Source organism: Xenorhabdus thuongxuanensis (assembly GCF_001908095.1).
Lineage (GTDB): Bacteria > Pseudomonadota > Gammaproteobacteria > Enterobacterales > Enterobacteriaceae > Xenorhabdus > Xenorhabdus thuongxuanensis.
This window is the reverse complement of sequence record NZ_MKGR01000008.1, coordinates 44,540-68,840: the sequence shown is the minus strand read 5'-3', so window position 1 is coordinate 68,840 and position 24,301 is coordinate 44,540. Positions and strand designations below refer to the sequence as shown.

General features: G+C 38.3%; 18 protein-coding genes, 4 tRNA genes and 1 pseudogene. 12 read left to right on the top strand and 11 right to left on the bottom strand.

What is annotated here, in order from left to right:
• Positions 1 to 49 precede the first annotated feature (49 nt).
• The 10 genes and pseudogenes from Xentx_RS07470 to cspE form a co-directional block, all read right to left on the bottom strand.
• Positions 50 to 1,753, bottom strand: a complete 1,704-nt coding sequence (locus Xentx_RS07470; RefSeq protein WP_074019623.1) for a methyl-accepting chemotaxis protein — start codon at positions 1,751 to 1,753, stop codon at positions 50 to 52.
• 160 nt (positions 1,754 to 1,913) lie between these two features.
• Positions 1,914 to 2,411 (bottom strand): chemotaxis protein CheW, encoded by a 498-nt coding sequence (gene cheW, locus Xentx_RS07465; RefSeq protein WP_074019720.1) that lies wholly within the window; start codon positions 2,409 to 2,411, stop codon positions 1,914 to 1,916.
• Positions 2,412 to 2,498: 87 nt separating this feature from the next.
• On the bottom strand, positions 2,499 to 4,718 hold the full coding sequence (gene cheA / locus Xentx_RS07460; protein ID WP_074019622.1) for a chemotaxis protein CheA: 2,220 nt from the start codon (positions 4,716 to 4,718) through the stop codon (positions 2,499 to 2,501).
• A 6-nt stretch (positions 4,719 to 4,724) separates the two neighbouring features.
• The gene (motB, locus tag Xentx_RS07455; RefSeq protein ID WP_074019621.1) at positions 4,725 to 5,738 is read right to left on the bottom strand and encodes a flagellar motor protein MotB; all 1,014 of its coding nucleotides are present in this window, start codon (positions 5,736 to 5,738) and stop codon (positions 4,725 to 4,727) included.
• Positions 5,739 to 5,740: 2 nt separating this feature from the next.
• Entirely contained in the window at positions 5,741 to 6,622 is an 882-nt protein-coding gene (motA, locus tag Xentx_RS07450) for a flagellar motor stator protein MotA (protein ID WP_074019620.1), read from the bottom strand.
• Between the two features lie 135 nt (positions 6,623 to 6,757).
• Positions 6,758 to 7,339, bottom strand: a complete 582-nt coding sequence (flhC, locus tag Xentx_RS07445) for a flagellar transcriptional regulator FlhC (RefSeq protein WP_074019619.1) — start codon at positions 7,337 to 7,339, stop codon at positions 6,758 to 6,760.
• Between the two features lie 2 nt (positions 7,340 to 7,341).
• A complete protein-coding gene (flhD, locus tag Xentx_RS07440; protein WP_074019618.1) occupies positions 7,342 to 7,692 on the bottom strand; it encodes a flagellar transcriptional regulator FlhD in 351 nt (116 codons plus the stop codon).
• A gap of 1,536 nt (positions 7,693 to 9,228) precedes the next feature.
• Positions 9,229 to 10,829: pseudogene (gene mgtA / locus Xentx_RS18480) on the bottom strand (magnesium-translocating P-type ATPase); the annotation flags it as partial.
• A 185-nt stretch (positions 10,830 to 11,014) separates the two neighbouring features.
• Positions 11,015 to 11,713 carry an MgtC family protein gene (locus Xentx_RS07425; RefSeq protein ID WP_074019616.1) on the bottom strand — a complete coding sequence of 233 codons (699 nt, stop codon included), beginning with the start codon at positions 11,711 to 11,713 and terminating at the stop codon, positions 11,015 to 11,017.
• Positions 11,714 to 12,526: 813 nt separating this feature from the next.
• Positions 12,527 to 12,739: a transcription antiterminator/RNA stability regulator CspE gene (cspE, locus tag Xentx_RS07420; RefSeq protein ID WP_047766586.1), complete on the bottom strand. Its 213-nt coding sequence runs from the start codon at positions 12,737 to 12,739 to the stop codon at positions 12,527 to 12,529.
• Between the two features lie 517 nt (positions 12,740 to 13,256).
• Here cspE and Xentx_RS07415 point away from each other — a divergent pair.
• From Xentx_RS07415 to Xentx_RS19780, 8 genes are all read left to right on the top strand, one after another.
• On the top strand, positions 13,257 to 13,772 hold the full coding sequence (locus Xentx_RS07415; RefSeq protein ID WP_074019615.1) for a YlaC family protein: 516 nt from the start codon (positions 13,257 to 13,259) through the stop codon (positions 13,770 to 13,772).
• Between the two features lie 135 nt (positions 13,773 to 13,907).
• A tRNA-Asn gene (locus Xentx_RS07410) sits at positions 13,908 to 13,983 on the top strand.
• 459 nt (positions 13,984 to 14,442) lie between these two features.
• Positions 14,443 to 14,518, top strand: a tRNA-Asn gene (locus Xentx_RS07405).
• A 286-nt stretch (positions 14,519 to 14,804) separates the two neighbouring features.
• Positions 14,805 to 14,880: transfer RNA gene (locus Xentx_RS07400), tRNA-Asn, on the top strand.
• A 296-nt stretch (positions 14,881 to 15,176) separates the two neighbouring features.
• Positions 15,177 to 15,252: transfer RNA gene (locus tag Xentx_RS07395), tRNA-Asn, on the top strand.
• Positions 15,253 to 15,481: 229 nt separating this feature from the next.
• Positions 15,482 to 16,534, top strand: coding sequence for a dihydroorotase (pyrC, locus tag Xentx_RS07390; protein WP_074019614.1), 1,053 nt, complete (start codon positions 15,482 to 15,484; stop codon positions 16,532 to 16,534).
• Between the two features lie 237 nt (positions 16,535 to 16,771).
• Positions 16,772 to 17,026 (top strand): biofilm formation regulator BssS, encoded by a 255-nt coding sequence (gene bssS / locus Xentx_RS07385; RefSeq protein ID WP_074019613.1) that lies wholly within the window; start codon positions 16,772 to 16,774, stop codon positions 17,024 to 17,026.
• Between the two features lie 498 nt (positions 17,027 to 17,524).
• Positions 17,525 to 17,833 (top strand): helix-turn-helix transcriptional regulator, encoded by a 309-nt coding sequence (locus Xentx_RS19780; protein ID WP_279625082.1) that lies wholly within the window; start codon positions 17,525 to 17,527, stop codon positions 17,831 to 17,833.
• 192 nt (positions 17,834 to 18,025) lie between these two features.
• Here Xentx_RS19780 and trhO read toward each other — a convergent pair whose 3' ends face one another.
• A complete protein-coding gene (gene trhO / locus Xentx_RS07375; RefSeq protein ID WP_074019612.1) occupies positions 18,026 to 19,084 on the bottom strand; it encodes an oxygen-dependent tRNA uridine(34) hydroxylase TrhO in 1,059 nt (352 codons plus the stop codon).
• Between the two features lie 358 nt (positions 19,085 to 19,442).
• Between trhO and Xentx_RS07370 the strand changes: the two genes are divergently transcribed.
• The 4 genes from Xentx_RS07370 (at position 19,443) to Xentx_RS07355 (ending at position 24,202) form a co-directional block, all read left to right on the top strand.
• The gene (locus tag Xentx_RS07370; RefSeq protein ID WP_074019611.1) at positions 19,443 to 20,384 is read left to right on the top strand and encodes a Kdo(2)-lipid IV(A) acyltransferase; all 942 of its coding nucleotides are present in this window, start codon (positions 19,443 to 19,445) and stop codon (positions 20,382 to 20,384) included.
• A 472-nt stretch (positions 20,385 to 20,856) separates the two neighbouring features.
• Positions 20,857 to 22,392 carry a peptide MFS transporter gene (locus Xentx_RS07365; protein ID WP_074019610.1) on the top strand — a complete coding sequence of 512 codons (1,536 nt, stop codon included), beginning with the start codon at positions 20,857 to 20,859 and terminating at the stop codon, positions 22,390 to 22,392.
• Between the two features lie 139 nt (positions 22,393 to 22,531).
• On the top strand, positions 22,532 to 23,467 hold the full coding sequence (locus Xentx_RS07360) for a LysR family transcriptional regulator (protein WP_208607557.1): 936 nt from the start codon (positions 22,532 to 22,534) through the stop codon (positions 23,465 to 23,467).
• Positions 23,468 to 23,569: 102 nt separating this feature from the next.
• A complete protein-coding gene (locus Xentx_RS07355; protein WP_074019608.1) occupies positions 23,570 to 24,202 on the top strand; it encodes a LysE family translocator in 633 nt (210 codons plus the stop codon).
• Positions 24,203 to 24,301 lie beyond the last annotated feature (99 nt).

Below are 24,301 nucleotides of genomic sequence, written 5' to 3'. Positions count from 1 at the left end.
CCTCGTTTAACGGCTGCATAATGCAGCCGTGGTTATCGCTATTATTTTTTTAGAATGTTTCCCAATTAGATGGGTCTTCCACATTGCCGTCTTTCTTCAGCACGGGAGGATTTGTTGTATTAGCTGGAGGAGCCGACGATTTTGTTGCCGATAAAACTTCAATTTTTCTTTTCTCAGGCTGCTTCCTTTCTGCCTGCTCCGGTAACTGGAACATCGCAACCGCTTTAGTTAATATCTTGGCCTGCTCTTCCAATGCCGCCGCCGCCGCCGCAGACTGCTCAACTAATGACGCATTTTGTTGTGTGACTCTGTCCATTTCGGAAATAGCAACACCAACTTGCGTGATCCCTCTGCTTTGTTCATCAGAAGCCGATGCAATTTCCCCCATAATGTCAGTCACGCGGGTAACAGAATCCACAATTTTATTCATGGTTTCACCAGCACTTTCTACCTGCATAGAGCCTGTATCTGTACGATTTACAGAGTCTTCGATCAATGCTTTGATCTCTTTAGCCGCTTCTGCACTGCGCTGTGCCAAGTTGCGCACTTCACCGGCAACTACTGCGAAGCCACGGCCATGCTCACCAGCACGGGCAGCCTCCACCGCAGCGTTAAGGGCAAGGATGTTGGTTTGGAAAGCAATGGCATCAATGACACCTGTGATGTCAGAGATCTTACGAGAGCTGTCTGCAATCTCATGCATGGTCTGAACGACATTAGCTACCACTTTGCCCCCCTGACGGGCAATCTCAGAGGCATTGTCAGCCAAGTTACTGGCTTGACGAGCATTGTCAGCATTCTGTTTTACTGTCGCAGTCAACTGTTCCATACTGGCAGCCGTTTCTTCCAACGAAGCCACTTGCTGTTCAGTACGGGAGGAAAGATCGTTGTTACCTGCGGCAATTTCGCTGGTGCCGGTATAGATGGTTTCGGTACTTTGATGAACACTTCTGACCGTATTGATCAGTTCTTCCTGCATGTGTCTCAAGCCAACGGCTAACATGCCCATTTCATTATTACCAGTTACAGTGATCACCTGGGTCAAGTCCCCTCTTGAGAAGGCCTTGATATTTTCCAGCAGCTTGTGCAACGGATCTATTAATGCTTTACGTAAGCCAATCCAGCTTATTACCATAACCACAGCTAGCAGAGCCATCAAAAAGCACAACGAAATAAGGACATTGCTGTAAGCTTTGTCAGCTTCCTGTGACACTTGTTCATAAAATTTTGAGCTCTGAGACACATAGAAGTTAAATTCCGCATTAAATGCGTTCTGATAATCAGACGTTTTTTGGATAAAAAACTCCTTAAACTTGCCATGCGCTAGCATGTTATCTAACTCTTTAAGCGCATTAAGGTAGTCATTATGAGTCTGTTTCAAACGTTGAAGGTGTTCTGAATTATAGAAAGGCAGCCTTTCAGTCTGTTCATATTTCTCGAAGAGCCGTTCTGCACGAGCGATATTGGCCTTGGCTTCTGCCAGAGCGTCATCAGCTTTATAACTACCTTCAGCATCACTATCTTTCACCATGTACATGATACCAACACGGTTCAGGTTATTGCGGGCTTGCAACAAGTTAACCCAACTTTCATCCAGATAGATTTGCTGCTCTCGCATTTTATCTACTAATTCAAAGGCTTCCATATCATTCTTCAACCCTTTGAAGAATAATCCCCCGGAGATAAGTTGCAAAGCACCAAACAATATGATGACTAAGATTAATCCCGTCACTATTTTCATTCGGTTAAACATGACTTCCCTTTTTTACTAAATTTCTATGCCAGTGTTATCGGCACACATAAAGGGAACTTTACGTATAATTCTAAAAATTGATTTTTTACAGTATTTTTTTGATCTAACACAAAGGGGCTGCTGTTTTTTATTGCAGTAGCCCCAAAACATCAATCTTACATCAACCTTTGGCGACTGAATCAACCAATGCCATTTCTTCACTATTGAGAAGCTTTTCGATATCAACCAGAATCAGCATCCGTTCATCAATAGAACCAAGCCCAGTCAAGTATTCTGTTGATAAAGTGACAGCAAACTCTGGTGCAGGACAAATCTGATCTTCTTTCAGGGACAACACATCTGACACACCGTCAACCACAATCCCAACAACACGGTTAAGCAAATTCAGAACAATCACAACAGTGTTGTCGTTGTAGGTGACATCTTCCTGTGAAAATTTGATCCTTAAATCGATGATAGGAACGATCACCCCACGCAGGTTAGTAATCCCCTTTATAAAGGCTGGCGTGTTTGCAATGCGGGTAACTTGATCATAGCCGCGAATTTCTTGTACTTTTAATATCTCAATCCCATACTCTTCATCACCCAAGGTGAAAACCAGATATTCCTTTCCAGTCGTTTCCCCCGATAATTTATTAAATTCTTCTATGGCTGACATGATGTTACCTTTTAGTGTGAAATTTTGCTCTTCCCCTTTCAAGCGGCTCCTTTGTGGTACACCGACTTGACATCTATTGGGTATTTTCTAATTGTTATTCGCTAATTCCGCTTTGCGCTGAGCCAATTGTTCATGGTTAAGCTTTTGCAAAGCAGGAACATCAATGATGAGCGCAACGCTACCATCCCCCATAATGGTGGCCGCCGAAATACCCTGTATTTTGCGGTAATTGCTCTCAATATTTTTAACAACAACTTGATGTTGCCCCACCAGTTTATCCACCAGCAAGGCATAACGGCGTCCGGCACTTTGCACAATAACAGCAATGCCTTTCGTTGGATCAGTGATTCCATTAGGAATATCGAATATACGATACAGTTCAAGCAGAGGTAAATATTCCCCACGTACCAGTAATAGTTTTTCATCACCCGCCAACGGATAAATATCTTCCTCTTGTGGTTGCAATGAACTCACTACGGCACTCAGTGGCAGGATGAAAACCTCCTCACTAACTCTGACTGACATGCCATCCAGTATCGCTAATGTCAGTGGCAGCAAAATGCGAATGACTGTTCCCTTTCCTTCCTGGAAGCTAATCTGAATTTGCCCGCCCATATCTTGAATATTGCGCTTGACCACATCCATACCAACACCACGGCCAGAGACATCAGTTACCACTTCTGCGGTAGAGAAACCAGGAGCAAAAATCAGCATAGCCACTTCTTCGTTGCTCATATTTTCACTGACACTTAAGCCCTGAGATTCTGCTTTTGCTAAGATTTTCTCACGATTCAGACCAGCACCATCATCAATGACTTCAATACAGATATTTCCACCTTGATGCTCAGCCGCCAGAGTCAAATTACCCGTTTCAGGTTTACCCGCCGCAAGGCGTTTTTCCGGGCTTTCGATACCATGATCAAGACTGTTACGTACCAAATGTGTGAGAGGATCGATAATCCGTTCAATCAGACTCTTATCCAGTTCTGTCGAACTGCCGATTAATGTCAATTCCACTTTCTTGTTGAGTTTTCCAGCCAAATCCCGCACTAAACGTGGATAACGGCTAAAAACATATTCCATCGGCATCATGCGAATTGACATGACAGATTCTTGCAAGTCACGGGAGTTTCGCTGCAATTGAGCCATACAACTTAGCAATTCACTATGTTTGGTTGGCTCCAGACCGTTACAATGCTGAGCCAGCATAGATTGGGTAATGACCAATTCACCCACTAAATTGATAAGCTGATCAACTTTTTCAACAGCAACACGAATACTGGATGATTCCGCACGTTGGCGTGGTGATCCCGCCGCTGGACGTGGTGCCGGACGCCCAACTTCATGTACATCCGTTTTTCTCGGAGCATTAGCCGGCTGTGGATCATTTGTAATTATCGTATTTGCTGCTGTGGTAATCTCTTCTGCCGTATTTTTTGCTGCATTACTACCTGATTTACTATTTTCTGCCACAGTTTTTACTGCATCTATTATTTCTACAGTATCTTGTTCTGTTTCAGTGTCCGCATCTTCTGACTGAGATTCATTTGTTGGTAAAAAAGTAATTTGCTCAGGCTCAATTACAAAGCACAATACAGCCGTAATATCATCTTCTGTTGCAGATGTGATCAATGAAGCTTCGAGACTATTAGTAGTTTGCTCTACATCATAAATCTCACCAAGATGCCCCAATTCATCCTTCATTAAACTGACTTCGCGTTCTTTCAAGCCAGATAAATGAACACGGATCTGCCCATGACTGGATTTACCTGCCGGAAAATGTCTCTTCTCTGGTTTATTTTCTTCGGGCTGAGCCGATACTACTGTTTGTTTTTCCTCAACTTCATTTACAACGTCTTCCGTGACAAGTTCAGCCTGAATTACAGGCGATACTGCAAGAAACTCTTCTTGCTGCCCTTGCTGTAGTTCTAATGCAAGCTGACGCAGCGTCTCGCAGATATAATTGAATGTGTCTTCATCCGGCTCCTGAGAACTTTTATAGGCATCCAATTGTTGCTGCATAATATCTTTCGCTTCTAAAAACAGGTTGATAATGTCAATGGTCAAACGTATTTCATCACGTCTGGCGCTATCGAGCAGATTTTCCAAAACATGTGTGGTCTGTTGCAGCTTGGTAAAACCAAAAGTCGCAGCGCCACCTTTAATGGAATGGGCGCTGCGAAATATTGCGTTTAACTGCTCATGATCAGGCTCATCGGCATCGAGCAGCAATAAATGCTGTTCCATATCAGCCAATAGTTCATCTGCTTCATCAAAGAAAGTTTGATAAAACGCGGTCATATCCATCGTTACTTACTCTGTCATCTTATTATCACTTGGCGGTTCAACCGATGGCTGTTCCAATTTTGTGATTTCATGTTTTATGATCACATGGGATTGTTCGGTGGGTTGCTGAGCAGCCGCTCCCTCATTTGAATCCATTCTGATGACTTCTTGCATATCCATACTATTGTTAGCGGTCATGGCGTTACCGCCACTGTTTTCCTGCTCAATCCTTCTTTCTGCATCTTTATTTAATACAATAATACTGATACGACGGTTAACCGGCGCATTAGGATCGATATCTTTCTGCATGTTCACAGTAGATGCCATACCCACAACTCTCAGAACTTTGGCCTCATCCAGACCACCTATCAGCAGTTCACGCCTTGATGCATTGGCACGATCGGAAGAAAGCTCCCAATTGCTGTAACCCCGCTGACCGTTAGCATACTGTAAATTATCGGTATGACCAGAAAGGCTGATTTTGTTTGAAATATCGTTCAAGATCGGCGCAATTGCCCGCAAGATATCGCTCATGTGACTTTCAACCTTTGAACTGCCAATCATAAACATCGGGCGATTTTCTCGATCGATAATCTGAATACGCAAACCTTCATCCATCATGTCAATTAATAGGTGAGGACGCAGCTCTTTAAGGCGAGGATCGGTAATAATCAATTGGTCAAGTTGCTGGTGTAACCGATTTAAGCGACGAGTTTCTTCTTTAGTTTCAACTACATTAGATTGGCGGAAAACTTCCCCATCCTGTTGGAAAATATCATCCCCTCCCCCAGGGATCGGGTTGGTGCTATCGCCACTTTTCTGTCCCTGGTTGATTGCTACTTGCAAAGGAGTACGGAAATATTCTGCAATACTGGTCAATTCCTGTGGACTAGCTATCGATACCAACCACATAACTAAAAAGAATGCCATCATTGCAGTCATAAAATCAGCATAAGCAATCTTCCATGATCCACCGGCATGGTTCGAATCATGTTTTTTACGCCTCTTTATTCTGACGACGGAAACATTATTCTCTCTCATAATTATTCTTCAACTTCTTGTTGTACAGGGGATTTAACCCGACGAACATGTTCTTCCAATTCTGTGAATGAAGGACGATCTGTGAGGAATAATGTTTTACGACCGAATTCAACTGCAATTTGTGGTGCATAACCATGTAAACTGGAAAGCAGCGTCACCTTAATGCATTGCATCATTTTGACTTGCTCACTGCTGCGTTGACGAAGGAGTGTTGCCAGAGGAGAAACAAAACCATAAGACAATAAAATTCCAAGGAATGTTCCCACCATCGCATGGGCAATCAATACGCCCAATTCTCCTGCCGGACGATCCGCAGATCCCAGAGCATGAACAACTCCCATGACGGCCGCAACAATCCCGAATGCAGGCAACGAATCCCCTACTGCTGCCAAACTAGTCGCTGGTACTTCACTTTCTTGTTCGTAAGTTTCAATTTCTTCATCCATCAAAGCTTCAATTTCATAAGGATTCATGTTACCGCCGATGATCAGGCGCGTATAATCGGTGATAAAATCCATCAGATACTGATCTTTTAACAAACGAGGATATTGTGTGAATATGTCACTTTGGTGCGGATTTTCAATATCCCACTCTAAAGCCAGTAGCCCATGCTGACGGGATTTTGACAATAGACGAAACTGTAATGCCATGAGGTCCATATACATCGCCTTATTGTATTTTGATCTACGCAATACTTTTGGTAAAACACGCAGTGTTGCCTTTATCGCCTTGCCATTATTGCCCACGATAAAAGCACCAAGTCCCGCACCTGCAATAATCAAAAATTCCGCTGGCTGATAAAGTGCGCCCATGTGACCACCGACAAGCAAGTAGCCACCAATTACCGCACCAAAAACCACGATATATCCTAAAAGTACTAACACGCGATATCCTTTAGCTAAGTTGGTGAGCAGACGAGATTTGAACAGGGCAAATTGATAAAATGAAAAAGAGTATGACGGCAGGTTACAGAGTTTATGATTAAACCTGTAACCTGAATTTTACTTTCCCATTTAAATTCACACAGCTTGCTGAGCAAATCCATCCAGCAGTTGTGATTTAATATCGGCAGGTTGAGAGGAAAGTTTACGTTTTTTTACTGCCCGTGAAGGGGGCTGACAAAGACTACAAACAAAGCTATTTACTGGCTGGTGAGCATGTGTGATAAAAGTTCCACCACAGCAGCGACATTGTGTTGGCTGCAACATCCCGCTGTCAACAAAACGAACCAATGTCCAAGCTCTGGTTAATGCCAAAACGGGGCCTTCTTCACTCGTTGGAGGGCATTGTTCAAGATATAAACGATAAGCTTTGACAACAGCTTCTACCCCCTCACAATGTCCACTTTTCAACAGAAAACGATAAGCATTGTAGAACATTGACGAATGAATATTCTGTTCCCAAGTCATAAACCAATCCGTCGAAAAGGGGAGCATCCCTTTAGGCGGAGGGCTTCCCCGCAACTCTTTATACAACCGAATCAATCGACCTCTACTTAGTTGCGTTTCACTTTCAAGCATCTGCAAGCGTGCGCCTAAAGTGATGAGTTCCATTGCCAACTGAATATCTTTCGCTTCCTGAACGATGCTTTTTTCAACCATCTTTACGCTCTTTTCTTAATTGAGGTGTCATCCTGAGCGGATAACTGCTGAAAAAGATGAGTAGACAGTAAGATACCCGTATGAATTTGTTGCAGATCGTCCACCCGCGATTCTTTAGTTAACTGCTGTACGGTTTCGTGGTCTTCAAACCGAAAATGGCAAATCAGTTGGTTTGTTTCAGCTAATTTTACTAACTGAGGCAATGTCAGTTCGGCCAATGTATCAGCCATCGATTCACTAATACCTAAACGGAACATCGCAGATGCTTTCTCATGGTTAATTAGCCGTTGTGCCAAAAGCAAATACGATAAATTTATGTCATAAATATGTTTGAGCAATTCAGCCGTACTCATTTCTATATATCCCGTCCGATTACATGAAAAAATCAAATTAAGTGATCAAAGAATCACTCACGACAAAATTACCAGTAGCATGAGATTCAATAATCTCCGACATAACTGAAATATACATCTTTAGCCAGAGCAGTAACTGTCCTTTGTATTACTCTTGGGATCGCCCAATTTCTAAAATATTTCGGTAATGGGTTGTAAAAGTATTATTGCGTCATCTGGGTAATGAACTTGCCACAATTGATTAAGAATATTCTTAATGCTAATTAACTTTACTCCTGAATCATCAACTTATACAACGGAGAACATATGTCATTTTAAATACTATGTGATCTTGATCACAAAACTAGTACTTTTTATTATGCTTCTAGCTCATTAACTATTCAAGCAATAAAAAACGAGAAATAGTCTACAATTAATAAGTTAAATTATTTAAATAAAAATATTAGGAACTATTTTTGGTTTTATACGATCTATTAAACTTACAAATCTAAAATAACGACAAAAAATCTTTCCTTTAGCTAAATTATCAATATTTTAATAAAATTTGCTTCTTGATAATGTAGGTAGGCGCTCATCTTCCACTATAACTTGATTTAGATCATAGTCATGCCAAATTTATTAATTAAATGTGAATACTAGTTATTGAAAAGCTATCAGTATGATCATTTTTAGTTTATGATCGTACCATTTCCAAACAGAATAAAAAAAGCGCGCGCCCTTACCTTGAGCATAAATATCATACAGATCACAAAAATAAGATAAAATACAGTATGATATTGAAATAAAAAAACATATACATCTCTGCTCTCCGGTAAATCTAACTAGCAACACTTCGCTAATTAAACAAAATCCAATCCCCCTGCCACCTATCAAAGATATTTTTCGCCACTTCAATCAATAAATTTTTCTAAACAAAAAAAATACATATATCGTCTTCTTGTGACATAAATTTAACCAAACACCTATTGTTTGTTATTTCATCCATTCTGGTGACTTACACACAAAATTAATAAATAAAATTAATCAATTTATTTTACTCTGACACCAAAAATGATAAGATTAGCAAATGTTTTACACGATTTTTTTGAATGAAAAATCAGCAGCCAAACACCCCCAACAAGGTGACTTATTGACTAAAAATCAATTTATTCAAATAACAAAAATATAAAATAATAAACAAATATAAATTAGAAAAAATACATTATTACATAACACCTAAAAAAGAGGAATAAACAATTTTCATAAAAATAAAATAGATATAAAAAAAATAAAATAACTTCATTTAACTTTGCAAATAAATATCAACAGGCGATTAATTAAACACTTAAAATAAAAAAACAAAAGGTAAACATAACGCCATTATATTCTTAAATTTGTTTATATTTTGGAAAGTTGTTCATGCTTAAGAAAATAACATCAATACCTATTCTAAATATCCACAAAAGGTTCGTTATAGTTAGAATCACAATGTTATATATTCCGTATGAATTATTCCTTTAGTCCATACGAAATAATAAACCAATTGATGATAATTATTTACAGCCATTCACCAAATCGATGATATAAAATTGTTTCATCATTTGAGCAACGATACAGTAACTTATTAATGTTCCAATTAACCATGGGAAATATTACCACGGTAGTGGTTGTAACCCAATTAGGTTACCAAATGCAGAGAATGGAATGTAAATACCAAGTATCATTATTATTAGTGTCGTCAATAAAATAGGAAATGCTGTCATACTTTGCACAAAAGAAATTTTTTGTCTATGCAAAATATGTACAACCAAGGTTTGTGGCAATAACCCCTCCAAAAACCACCCAGATTGAAATAATGCTTGATGTTCTATACTGTTAACCAGCAAAGCCATACCACACACAGCATAAATCGTGATGTCTAAGATAGACTATGTAGGACCAATCCAGAGCATAAAGTGCCCTATATTCTTTGCATCCCATTTACGGTTTTTTTCAGAAATTCCTTATCCATTTTGTCCCACGGCAAAGACAGTTGAGAAATATCGTACATTAGGTTTTGTACAAGCAAATGAATCGATAACATCGGTAAAAATGGAATAAATGCAATGGGAACCAATACCGAAAATACATTTCCAAAATTTGAACTAACCGTCATATTTAAATACTTGATGATATTTCAAAACGTCTATCTTCCCTTGATTACTCCCTGCTCTAATACCATCAAATCCTTCTCAAGCAGAATGATATCTGCTGATTCTTTTGCGATATCAGTCCCTGTATCAACTGAAATTCCAACATCAGCATCCCGCAATGCGGGTGCATCATTTATTCCATCACCAAGAAAACCAACAGTATGACCATTATTTTGTAATAATTTTAAAATGCGTGATTTTTGCAGAGGGGTTAACTTACAAAAAACTGATCTTAATTCCACTTCTTTTGAAAGGTCTTCATCACTTATTAGTTCAATGTCAGGATCAATAAGAATATTTCCAGAATCTAAATCCATATCTCGACAAATTTTAGCTGTGACAACAGAATTATCTCCGGTAACTACCTTAATCGAAACACCATTCTCTCTTAATGCCCTAATTGTCATTGCAGCACTTTCTTTCGGTGGATCCAAAAATGTTAATAAACCTTGAAGTACCACCTCCTTTTCATATGCAACAGAAAGTGGGTGTTTCACTTCATTGTGACTTAACTCCCGAGTCGCTAAGATTAACACCCTGAAACTTTTGTCGTTATAACTGCTAACTAATTCCATCACATTCTTATGGCTTTCTTCAGTGAGAGGAATAATTTTCTCCTTTATCCTTATATAGGAGCAAACTGATAGCATTTCTTCTACGGCTCCCTTGCAGATTAATTGATATTTTTTAGACAAATCTCGTATAGAAATTGATAATCTACGTCTAACGAAATCAAAAGGTAATTCATCAATTTTTCTGTAGCCGTGGAGGAAATCAAGGTCTGAATTATCGTATCCATACCTAACAATGGCCTGATCCATTAAGTTTTTAGTTCCACTTTGATGAAAGCTGTTTAACCAGGCCCTGTGAAGGACAGAAGCATTCTCCCTACCTTCTGTATCTAAAATAGTGCTGGAGAATAATTTTATCCTGAGTCAATGTTCCTGTCTTATCCGTACATAACAATTTGCAACAGCAATCATCCCTTTTTGCAAAGGATAATTTCCATATAAAGCTTTTATGCGTTGCCTATCTGAGAAACAAAATTACTTACTCCATAGGCAACACCTCATTTAGTGTAGTAGGAGGGGCATCGTCCATATTGGCTCCTTATTAATATAACATTATGGAATTAATAGTAAAAAAACATTCTAAGCTGGTAGTTCAGCCGCAATTTTCCAATTAACTGAAGTGACACTTTTTTCCAAACTTACTCGACAAACAATCGATTCAATTTCTTTTTGATCCGCAGGTGTTGCTAATATTTCCGCACAAACCTCAAGCCTGCCAGACTGAATGGCATCTGTACTGCTTAATGACTGCAATCTGACACCTAATCCATTGAGTGCTTGTAAAATCAAAGTTCTTACCAAGATCTCATCATTTATGTCGCAAATAATTTGGATCTTATAACGCTGTTCTAGATCTAAGGCTTGCTGGTGAGGCTGAGTATTAATTCGTTGCGCGATCTCCCTTAGTAAAATGTTCGCACAGAGAATAATCGCTGTAGCAATACCAGCCGCCCAGTATTGCCCCATGCCACATAACTCCCCTATGCCCGCTGAACACCATAATGTCGCCGCTGTATTTAAACCACGAATGCTCATTCCCTGACGCATAATCACACCAGCGCCAAGAAAACCAACTCCAGAGATAATTTGTGCGGCAATACGATCAGAATTTCCCTCAGAAGCATTCATTGCAGTAATCATGAAAAGTGCAGCACCTGTTGATACCAAAGCGTTGGTTCTTAATCCCGCCATACGCTGGCGCCATTGGCGTTCAGCTCCAATCAAGGCTCCAAAACACAGCGCGGATAGTAAGTGCATTGCGATGGATGTTAACAACATGGGATTCTCCATAACATCAAATGGATAGAAATACTCTAAGTTCCTCAATTTATTGATTGTGAACTTGATTGATTAATGCAAACTTGAAATCTGTTAGATGCAGAAAATCACGTACATAGAGGCTGGCTCATTTAATTTTATTTGCTGAGCTTTTTTATTGGTTGCGTTGTTTAATTCGTTATAAAATTAATATGCAAAGAATAGCCTGAAGAGATCATCTCTTCATCGTACGTAGAATATTCTGACGACGAATCTTTAATCGATTATTCGTATGTTCCCGGAGGGAATAAGGAATGAATATATGACCACATCATGTATACCCCGATATACCTTCAGTTAATATCTTACTAAGAATTCCAACTCAGTAGATCCTTAATATTGGATAATTTTTCTTCAGGTGGGTACAACTCATGAAGTTAAAGTAGCACCGCCCACCACTCCAGGCAAGCAGTAAATCGAAGGGATATTAACAGCTTACCAAATTATCTTTATTTAACCAAAAACTTTGACTGTCCAATTAATCGTTCTCCAATAGAATTTGCAAGGGAGTATAAACAGTTAAAATTAACAAGTAAAGGCCTTAATCAAGCAGATTGTTCCACAAGACAGAAATGGTTTTCTGTTTTACCAAGTTAATTTCACTAAGTTATTTTTTATAAACTAAATAAATGAGCTAAGAAAATTTTAGAATTGAACACATGAAACGAGATTCGTGAAATACATTTTGTGGTACAGAAAAATACGGAGCAGGAAAACAAAAAGCCCGCCACGGCATTCGCATTGGCGAGCTTAAATAAGGCATAAAGGCAGAAATTAGATAGCAGTCACGTTTGCTGCTGCTGGGCCTTTGGCACCATTTTCAATGGTGAATTCTACGTTCTGGCCTTCAGTTAAGGTTTTGAAACCGTTACCTTGAATGGCAGAGAAATGTACGAATACGTCTTTGCTACCATCAGCTGGAGTGATGAAACCAAAGCCTTTAGATTCGTTGAACCACTTCACTTGACCTTTCATTTTGTCAGACATTTGACTTTCCTATATATCAAAAAAAACTCGCCACCTCGGGCATGTGTTGGCCAGTATCAGCTATTACTTATGGAGGCACTAAGAAGGAAACGGTCAACAAAGGCTACCAAGGATAGCACTTACACATAACTCATTAACTCAAGATGTCGTACATAAAGTAGGTCTGTTAATCAGGCCAAACGCATTAACGCATGACCGCACGCGAATATCAACCTTTTTATGTATTATCGTTTTAAAAAAAACTCAGGCGCTCAATATTAGAACAGAATAACATAATAAACAGGTTTTTTTATAATTTTATTTGATTTATTCAACTTTTTCTTAGCAAAAAAAATACAAGATATTGCTTGCCAACAATAACAATTTGCCAAATAAATTAAAGCAATTGCTATACAGATATAGATTCAGGACATGCTAACCTTAAAAAAGCCATAACTTTCAATTCGATCACGATTTTTTCAGCATTTTTTACGACACAATTTCTATAAATAAGTCTACAAATAAGTGGGTTAATATTATGAAAATCATAAAACAGATATTGATTCAGGATCTTGAGCGGATCAACCTTAAAGAGCACCGTGATGGTAAAGTACATTTCAACAGCATTTTTATCCGCCATCACCCCTATCTATGTCTGGCGATGGTGATTGCCTATGCTTTTCTTGCTATGCTCATGTGGTACGCACCCTATTTTGGCACCTGGTCTCTTTTTATATTTACCCTGGCTTTTATTGTTATGGCAGCCGTTCTTCTATTTGATATCAAGCCAGTCTATCATTTCGAAGATATTGACGTACTTGATTTACGGGTATGCTATAACGGTGAATGGTTTGTCAACGAGCAAGTTTCTAAGGAAGCTATCAATAAGATACTCACTCATCCCCACGTGCCTAATACAATTAAAGATGACATCAAGCATATCATGCAGAAGAAACAGGGGATTTGTTTTTATGATGTGTTTATGCTCGCCTGTTCAGAACAATCACCTTATGCTCAATCTATTAACATGGTTAATAAAAGAGCAGGAATCTAATAAATTCAATAGAATAGTACAATGATAAACCAACAAGCTCACATGACGAGCAAACAGTTAAGGAAAAAGAATTTTTGCGTTGACACTATTCCAGTTCATCGCTAACATTCGCCCCGTTCTCAGGAACAACTCAATTCCTCCATAGTTCAGTCGGTAGAACGGCGGACTGTTAATCCGTATGTCGCTGGTTCGAGTCCAGCTGGAGGAGCCAAATTTAAATATCTCGCTGGATAAGTTAGCGTGATGTTAAGGTTGAGAAAAGTAACTTGGCCTAAGCCTTTTCAAGCGGCTTCCAACTGGGAAGCCGCTTTTTTCATCCTGATTTCTTACTTCCCATTCTTGAGATCAACATGTTCATACTTGTTACCAGCATCTATTGAAAACCTATCCTACATATATCTACTTTGTAAAATTTTACATTTTTTACTTACAATTCAAGAAGCACAAAGGTAAAAATAATAAATAAGTTTATTTTTTCCAATATAAACAACAGAAAATAAATATTACAAAATAAGTAAACTCTCAATTTATTAGATATTTTTTAAGAAAAATTAACAAAAAAAACCATTTTGATGAAAAACAAGTCAATCGGTTTTGTTTTTAATTTTTTTACTTTACAACATCAAACCATTCGCTGTATTATTCGTTCCGTTCTCAGGAACAACTCAATTCCTCCATAGTTCAGTCGGTAGAACGGCGGACTGTTAATCCGTATGTCGCTGGTTCGAGTCCAGCTGGAGGAGCCAGATTATTAGAAATCCCGATTGGCATTGCTGGTCGGGATTTTTTCATTTGGATACTATATGTTATCCATCTTTTTTCGTCATAGTCACATTTACTTTCTATTTCTTTATTCTCCCATTTCTTCCCTATTTCAAGTTGCTGTTCCGACATAATACCTACGCTAAAAACACAAATAAGATCAAAAACAACCCAACAAGTACATATTATAAGCAATCAAACATTGATTGTTATTTTCTGCTTTGACAAACGTAAAAAATGCCGTTAATATTCGCCCCGCCTTAAAGGAGTTCCTCCATAGTTCAGTCGGTAGAACGGCGGACTGTTAATCCGTATGTCACTGGTTCGAGTCCAGTTGGAGGAGCCAAATATTCTGAGAAGCCTGATTAGTTTAACTAATCAGGTTTTTTTACTTTCTGGTCTTCTGTTTTTTATCTTTCCCCTTCTTAACATTTCTACTTTTCAGGGATCTTTCTTCTGGTTTTTTTCTTCGGTTACTTACTCCTATGCCCTGCTTCTGTTCCCCGATTTACCATAACCAATCGGTTTTAAGTCAAAAAACACACATGACGCACAGATTCTCAGCAATAAAACCGTTATTACTATTTTCTGCTTTGACAAACGCAAAAAATGCCGTTAATATTCGCCCCGTCTTGAAGGAGTTCCTCCATAGTTCAGTCGGTAGAACGGCGGACTGTTAATCCGTATGTCGCTGGTTCGAGTCCAGCTGGAGGAGCCAAATTCAATTCACCCTCGTGTTGTTACTTCTATTTTTTCCTTTTTTGATACGATAATTTCCTCTACGTACCCTCAACCAGATAAGCTTAAAATTCCAACTTTTCAAAATTTAGAGAATATTATCATTCAATAATAGCTATTTAGCTATTTTCACTTTATCATTCTCCTCCGGCTTAAGGATTGCTGAATCAGCATCCATCATTTTTCACTTATATTCTGGAGCCGGTTCCATGACCACTGAATCATATACAATTAAAATCCGCCGCCCTGACGATTGGCATGTCCATTTTCGTGATGATGATATGCTAAAAACCATTGTCCCCCATACCAGCCGTTTTTTTGGCCGAGCTATCGTCATGCCCAACCTCGTCCCTCCAGTGACAGATGTTGCCAGTGCCAAAGCCTACAAAGAGAGAATAATCGCAGCTACACCGTCAGATCATCATTTCCAACCTCTTATGACTTGTTATCTGACAGATTCAACAACCAGCAATCAAATTGAGATGGGCTATAAAGAAGGCATCTTTACCGCTTGCAAACTTTACCCCGCCAATGCAACAACAAATTCTAGCCACGGTGTTTCCGATATCAAAAAGATCTACCCATTATTGGAGACCATGGAAAAAATAGGTATGCCATTGCTGATCCACGGGGAAGTTACCGCTTCTCATATTGATATTTTTGACCGTGAAGCGCGCTTTATCGAACAGGTAATGGAACCATTGCGTCAGCAATTTCCTGAATTAAAAATTGTTTTCGAGCATATTACAACCAAAGAAGCCGCAGAATATGTTCTAGAAGGCAACGATAAATTAGGCGCGACGTTGACACCACAGCACTTAATGTTCAATCGCAATCATATGCTGGTTGGTGGCATTCGCCCCCACCTTTACTGTTTGCCCGTACTAAAACGCAATATTCATCAGGAAGCCCTCCGAACAGCTGTTGCCAGTGGTTGTAACCGATTTTTCTTAGGCACGGATTCCGCTCCCCATGTACTACACCGCAAAGAATCCTCTTGTGGCTGTGCGGGCGTTTTCAATGCTCCAACCGCTCTAGCAGCCTATGCCACTGTGTTTGAAGAAATAGGTGCAATGAAATATTTCGAATCCTTCTGTTCCCTCAATGGTCCTGCATTTTACGGTTTGCCAGTCAACGAAGGCTTTATCGAATTCACCCGCAAACCAACTCCAGTTATTGAATACATCGAGTGTGGTGACGAAAAATTAATTCCATTCCTTGCTGGGGAAGATGCAGAATGGGATGTAAGGGTATCTGAGTAATTTTATTATATCCCATCGTGCGGAAATTATCCTTTATTTCCGCACACTTACGGCGTTATTATAAAAAGCAGAAATAGCCAACAATGATTTCCTTCAGTTCTGATACAAAAAATCCTGCTTTTTTCACTTCTTAGATTGCCAAAAAGGTTTATACTGCTAAAGGCTTGTCTTAGACGAGACTTTTTGCTCTTAGTCAATTATATCAATAATGATTCTGTAGTCTGATTAGGAGGTTATATGGGAAAAGAAAACGAAATAATTCAAACACACCCTGTTGTAGGCTGGGATATCAGTACTGTCGATGCCTATGACGCCATGATGATACGCCTTCATTACTCATCCACCCAAGATCAAACAACAGAAAATGTCAGTGTTGACAAAACGTTATGGTTAACAACAGGTGTAGCTAAACAGCTTATCCTCATTTTACAAGCTGGGATTGAGAAAATAGAATCCTCAGAATACAACCAATTTGATCATATTAAACATTAACAATAAATAAGATTTAACACTTCCAACACATTCGGACACTCAATATATTGAGTGTCCCAAATGAACAACCGAACACATATTAACCAATAAAATTATCCATATAGTTTATTATCTTTCATAATATTGTATTATATACCCCCGTGTTTATCCACCTAATGCTTGGCTATTAGGCTGATTATTTAAATATAACCATAGTAGAACAAGGATGTTCAAATAATAAAACTATTAGTCATTGATGAATGCCATTATACACGCTTGGGAATTATTGAATCCCTAAAAGAAAATACGGATATCCTCTCTTTAGAGGCTGTATCAATACGCGATGCCATAAATATTTTATCTGTCTTCTCTCCAGATGTTATTTTGGTTAATTTGACCAAATATGGTTATTACAGTGAATATTGTGCACAACTGGAATTATTAGTTTCTTCATTTTATGATTCTCACATCTATATTTATATAGACAAAGCATATCCCATCAAGTAAACCACCATCCAATTGAAAAATAATGATTTTATATTAAAAAAAGATCTGACAATATTACTTGAACGCCTAAAAGAAATTTCATCATATAATATTCAACGTTATTTTTCTAATTTTAGTGTACATTGTTCTATTTTTATTGATCAGGAAGATCGCATCATCTATTATTGGATGTTAGAAATGGATACCCATAAAATCGCCAGAACATTAAAAATTAGCAATAGTACAGTTTATTCTCATAAGAGACATATTATAGAAAAAATAGGTGTTTCTAACAAAATAGAGTTAATTTTTATTTACAATATATTTAAATATTTTTGTTAAGTCTTTTGAATAATCTATTTTAGTATAAATAACCTGATACTATTTATAACTAATAGCTTTCAAGTTACCAAGCAGCGACAATAAAGTAAATTCCCATCCCATTCACATAACAAATTATATGAATGGGATAACGAAGCATAGAAAATAAAGCTGCGATTTGAAAGATGGGAATGAATACTACTTAAAGCACAACTATTTAATAGATTGCAATGATGTAATATTCAAACCATCATTTAATCGGTAGCGGGACTTATTAAAAATCTTAGCCCCATTTTCTCTTCCTGCACGACGGGCCCGTTGTTCTCCTTCTGGCAGTTTCATCTCTTCACGGCAAGCATCACTACAACAACCTTCGAAACGCGCTGCACAAGATGGGCACTGGATAAATAACAAATGGCAACCATCGTTCTTGCAGTTGGTATGGCTATCACACGTCAATCCGCATTGGTGACAGTGAGCAATGACATCTTCAGTAATACGCTCACCCATACGCTCATCAAAGACAAAGTTTTTGCCAACAAACCGAACTGGTAATTCTTGCTCTTTCGCCTTACGGGCATACTCAATAATACCACCTTCTACGTGGTAAACTTTGCGAAAGCCGTTATGCAACATATAAGCACTTGCTTTTTCGCAACGAATTCCACCAGTACAGTACATAACAATATTTTTATCTTTATTATCCTTCAGCATTTCTACAGCCATTGGCAACTGTTCACGAAACGTATCTGATGGAACTTCAATCGCGTTTTCGAAATGCCCAACTTCATATTCATAGTGGTTACGCATATCGACAAAGACGGTATCAGGATCATCCAACATTTGGTTAACCTGTTCTGCTTTCAGGTATTCGCCCGTTTTAGATGAATCAAAAGTTTCATCTTCAATGCCATCTGCAACAATGCGCTCACGCACTTTCATACGCAATACCCAGAATGATTTACCGTCATCTTCCAGCGCAATGTTAAGGCGTAAATTATATAATGCCGGATCGGTCTCATCCAATAATGCCTTCAACGCATCGACATTTTTGGAAGGCACGCTAATTTGTGCATTTATACCTTCTTTGGCGATATAAACCCGCCCAAAAACAGACAACTCGGTAAACTTTTGATACAAGCTATCACGAAAAGTCTGTGGTGCAGAAATAGTAAAATATTTATAAAAAGAGATAGTAGTGCGCGGCTCAATTTCAGCCAACATGCGCTCTTTCAGCTCTTTATTAGAAATACGGTTATGTAACACTGGCATGGTGTACTTTCCTGAACTTCGATTAAAAAATAAAAAATTCAATGGTCGTCCCATTGATAGAGCTGGATATCATAACGAAAATGCCTGTTAGCGGGTAGTGATTTATGTTTTCCCATCGCGCCAATAGCCAATACTATGAGATGGTAACTATGATGTGGTCAGAGGTAGCAAAACCTTGCCAAACAGTGAATTTTTCGAACAAATTATCACCAGACTAAATATTTAGTGCCTCAAAATTTCGATATTCCACTAAAAAGTGTCACAATACACTAATACGATTTTTAGGGCCTATCTTAGGCATCTATGATTCAGACAGATTGAAACCGATTCAAAATAACAAATAACATACAGAAAACACATGATACAAGCACCTCCTTTTTGTCGTTCACTTTTACATCCCCGCTACTGGCTGACTTGGCTGGGTATTGGCATACTTTATTTACTGGTTTTGCTACCTTATCCAACGATTTATTGGATGGGAACCCGACTTGGTCGACTATCGCTACGTTTCTTGAAAAAACGAGCCAAAGTTGCAGAGCGCAATCTGGCACTGTGTTTTCCTGATATGCCAGCAGAGAAAAGACATGAATGGCTAGTCAGAAATTTCGAATCTGTTGGCATGGGCCTGTTTGAAACAGGAATGGCCTGGTTTTGGCCTGACTGGCGAATAAAGCGTTGGTTCAAAGTCACTGGAAGGGAACATATTCAACAAGTACAATCCACAGACCAAGGAATTATCGTCATTGGTATCCATTTCTTAACACTGGAATTGGGAGCACGTATTTTTGGTATGCTGAACCCAGGTATTGGTGTTTATCGTCCAAATGACAATCCTGTCATGGATTGGCTACAAACTTGGGGGCGTCTCCGTTCCAATAAATATATGCTGGATAGGAAAGATGTTAAGGGCATGATCCGATGCTTAAAAAATGGTGAAATTGTTTGGTATGCCCCTGACCACGATTATGGCCCACGTAACAGTGTATTTGCCCCATTATTCGCTGTTGAACATGCCGCAACCACAACTGGAACCTCAATTCTCGTCCGTTTGGCCAAACCTGCACTGATTCCTTTTACTCCTAGAAGGTTACCCAATGGAGAGGGTTATGAATTAATTATTCAACCCGCTGTAGAAAATTTTCCTCTACAAGATGAAATAGAAGCAGCAACCTTCATGAATAAAGTGATCGAAAAGGAAATTATGCAGGCACCTGATCAATATATGTGGTTGCATCGCCGTTTCAAAACTCGTCCTAAAGGTATGCCATCTTTGTATGGTGACAACAATAATATCCACTGATAAACATATCTGGCTGTTATTTTTTAAGTAACAGCCAATATCTTCCTTCAATAACTCAGTACATCTCCTTCTGGATTTATTTGCGTTTCTACAATATTTCTGGGGCATATAAAAATAAATCGATTGCCTTTACGTTATTTAAAATTAATAAAAAATAATTATTTTTTATTACAGGTTTCATAAAAAACATTATAGATAATAGAAAATATTTCAAGTCAAGCTTTCCCCTCATATAGCAACTATCAAATTATAAAATTGAGATTTCTATCGATTTTCATTCTAAAAAGTAGAATATAAGATAGAAAATGTGCTTTGTGCAGATGAAAAACACAAAGAACATGTTAAAAATACACCAACAATTAAGTCATCAACTTTATAAGAACACGTTAATAATGTGCTTATAAAGCGACCTTTTCATTCTAACTTGTAAAACATCCCATCATGCAGATGGATTTTTAGGAAGAATTATTAAATGCAATCTTCAACCAATAACAGAAATAGCAGAACTTTCTTTGGGCATCCTTATCCACTTAGCGCCCTTTTTATGACAGAAATGTGGGAACGATTTTCGTTCTATGGTATTCGTCCCCTCCTTATTTTATTTATGTCTGCCGCAATCTTTGAAGGTGGTATGGGAATACCGCGTGAACAAGCATCGGCAATTGTCGGGATTTTTGCTGGCAGTATTTACCTGACGTCCTTACCTGGTGGCTGGCTGGCCGACAATTGGTTAGGACAACGCCTTGCCGTTTGGTATGGTTCGATTATTATTGCCTTGGGTCATCTCTCAATCGCTCTTTCCGCAATTTGGAGCAATAATCTGTTCTTTATTGGACTATTACTCATCACACTCGGTACTGGCCTATTCAAAACCTGTGTCACCGTAATGGTAGGAACACTGTATAAAAAAGACGATCCTCGCCGTGATGGTGGCTTCTCTCTATTTTATATGGGCATCAATTTAGGATCTTTAATCGCCGCGTTAATTACTGGCTGGTTAGTGAAAGATTATGGCTGGCATTGGGGATTTGGCGTTGGTGGATTGGGTATGCTACTCGCCTTACTGATTTTCCGTTTTTATACTGTTCCATTAATGCGTAGTTATGATAAAGAAGCAGGACTGGATTCCTGTTGGGATCGGCCAATGATAAAACGCAAGAATGTTGGTAAATGGCTCAGTGCAATCTTAATAGCTGTCTGTGTAATTGTTGCATTTGTGGCGATGGGAGTAATTCCATTTAATCCAGTTAAGGTTGCTAATCTGCTAGTTTATATCATCTCTTTAAGTGTGATTCTCTATTTTGCCTATTTATTCCTGTTCGCTGGATTAGACAGCAATGAAAAAGTTCGCTTATTGATCTGTTTCATCTTGCTGGTTTCAGCCGCTCTGTTCTGGTCAGCATTTGAACAAAAACCGACATCCTTTAACTTATTTGCCAATGATTATACTGACCGAGTAGTATTGGGTTATGAAATTCCGGCTGTCTGGTTCCAGTCAATCAATCCACTGTATATCATCCTGCTGGCTCCACTCTTTAGCTGGTTGTGGCCTGCGTTAGCAAAACGCAATATGAACCCAAGCAGCATTGGTAAATTTGTGGTTGGTATGCTGTTTGCTGCTGGTGGTTTTACAATCATGATGTTCGCTGCTCAAAATGTATTGGAAACCGGTAGCACAGTTTCACCACTATGGATTATTTTCAGTGTTCTCTTCCTAACCCTTGGTGAACTGTGCCTGAGCCCAATCGGATTGGCAACGATGACGGTATTAGCGCCTTCACGCATGCGTGGACAAGTCATGGGATTATGGTTCTGTGCCAGTGCATTAGGTAATCTAGCTGCTGGCCTGATTGGTGGTAATGTACGTGCAGATAAATTGGATAGCCTGCCTCAACTATTTTCCAACGTATCACTATCGTTGGTCATCTGCTCTGCCATTTTGCTTGTTTTAATCATCCCTATCCGCCGTTTGATGAGCAGGCTGCATGAGACAGAAGTAAAATCTTAAGTAACTTAAACTTTGGTTAAATTGCCACTAACATTCCATACCCGAATAAGAGATATTTAGTGGCATTTTGTCCAGGATTCACATTGGTCGAAAAAAATTATTATAATCATTAAATATTTTATCCCATGGAAATCACATTTTGAATAATTACAAGTTATTACCAGCTTTAGTATCAATACTGCAAACACTTAACCTAACTGAGTCTTCAAAGCAATTAGGTGTTACACAATCAGCAATGAGCAAAATATTACACCATCTGCGTGAAGATTTTCATGACAAAATTATTGTGAGGGAGGCAAATCAATTTATTCTCACCCCAAAAGGCGCAAAACTGAAAGAAAAGCTTCCGTCATTGATGCAGCAATTAGATAACCTCTATGCACCAGAGATAATGGCACCAAACCTTTGTAAGAGAAAATTCACCTTAGCATCCAGTGATTATGTTGCCCAGGCCATCTTGCCAACGATAGTTTCTAACATTGAAGTTGATGCTCTTAACGTAAGCATTGAATATAAATTGTGGCATAAAGACAATTTGCATAAGTTTGCTGAGCAAAATATTGATTTAGTTGCAACCATTGCCGATTCGATACCTGATAACTTATACGGTAAAATGATGGCTGAAGACCAACTTGCCGTTGTATTTAGAAATACACACCCTAAAGCTAATAGTGATATGACCATTAACAACTATATAAAAGGCCGACATATTCTGATTAGTGGTGGTGGAGATAAAGACAGTTCAGTAGATCATTCGTTAGCAATGATGAACCTAAATCGTCACATTTACACTACAGTTCCCTTTTTCCAGGCTGCCATTGAGTTATTGTTAAAAACAGACACCATGCTAACCATACCACTGCATATTGCTGCTGATTTTGCTCAAAACTATGATTTACAGATAAGACGCTTACCTATTGATATTAAATCACAACAATACTATTTGCTATGGCATGCGAAACATCACCAAGATCCAGAACATAGATGGTTTAGGGATATCTGTTTTCCTCTGATCAAAGCTCATCTTGAAAGAACTATCGAACATGGTATGAAATTAATTCATACCTATAAGTAGATTTTTCATCTTTTATATATGACCTGGTTACATTAATATAGTCAGTACTTTTTCATATAGATGGTAACATCAGTTATTTTTAATTTTATAATGGTAATAAATATGCTTTCTATAGAAACACTTATTACATTTATCAGTATTTCAACCTTTCTATGTTTCTTGCCTGGCCCTGATAACCTTTTAGTTTTAAGTCAGTCTGCAATAAATGGATACAAATCAGGAATATTAATCACCATTGGCCTATGCATTGGATTAATAATACATACCTCTTTAGTTTCATTCGGCATTGCAGCAATAATACAAGCTAATACAGTAGTCTTTGAAATTATCAGATTATTTGGCGTGTTTTATTTAAGCTATCTAGCCTGGGGAGCCTTTAAAGCAAAACCTATTCATTTCAAAAGCAACACCAAAAATTTTAATAATACAAAAAAATTCATTAAAAAGGGTTTGATTATGAATTTATCAAATCCAAAAGTGATTGTTTTCTTTTTAGCTTTTCTACCTCAATTTACTACTAAAAATACAATCGCCACTCCAGTATCTCTTCAACTATTATATCTAGGTTTAATATTTGTCGTAATTGCTTTTATTGTATTTACTCTAATATCCTATTTGTCCGGATTTTTAAATAAAACGATATCCAACAAACCATCAATACAAACTATTCTTAATAGAATTACTAGTTTGATATTTATAGCATTAGCCATTAACTTATGTATTAGCCAGTTTTAAACAGGAATGTATCGCATGCTCTTAAATCATATTTGGCAAGATCGAATACCCCCTATCAGTTGCTGCTAAATTTGCGAATCCTTTCGCTATTTTCAGCAT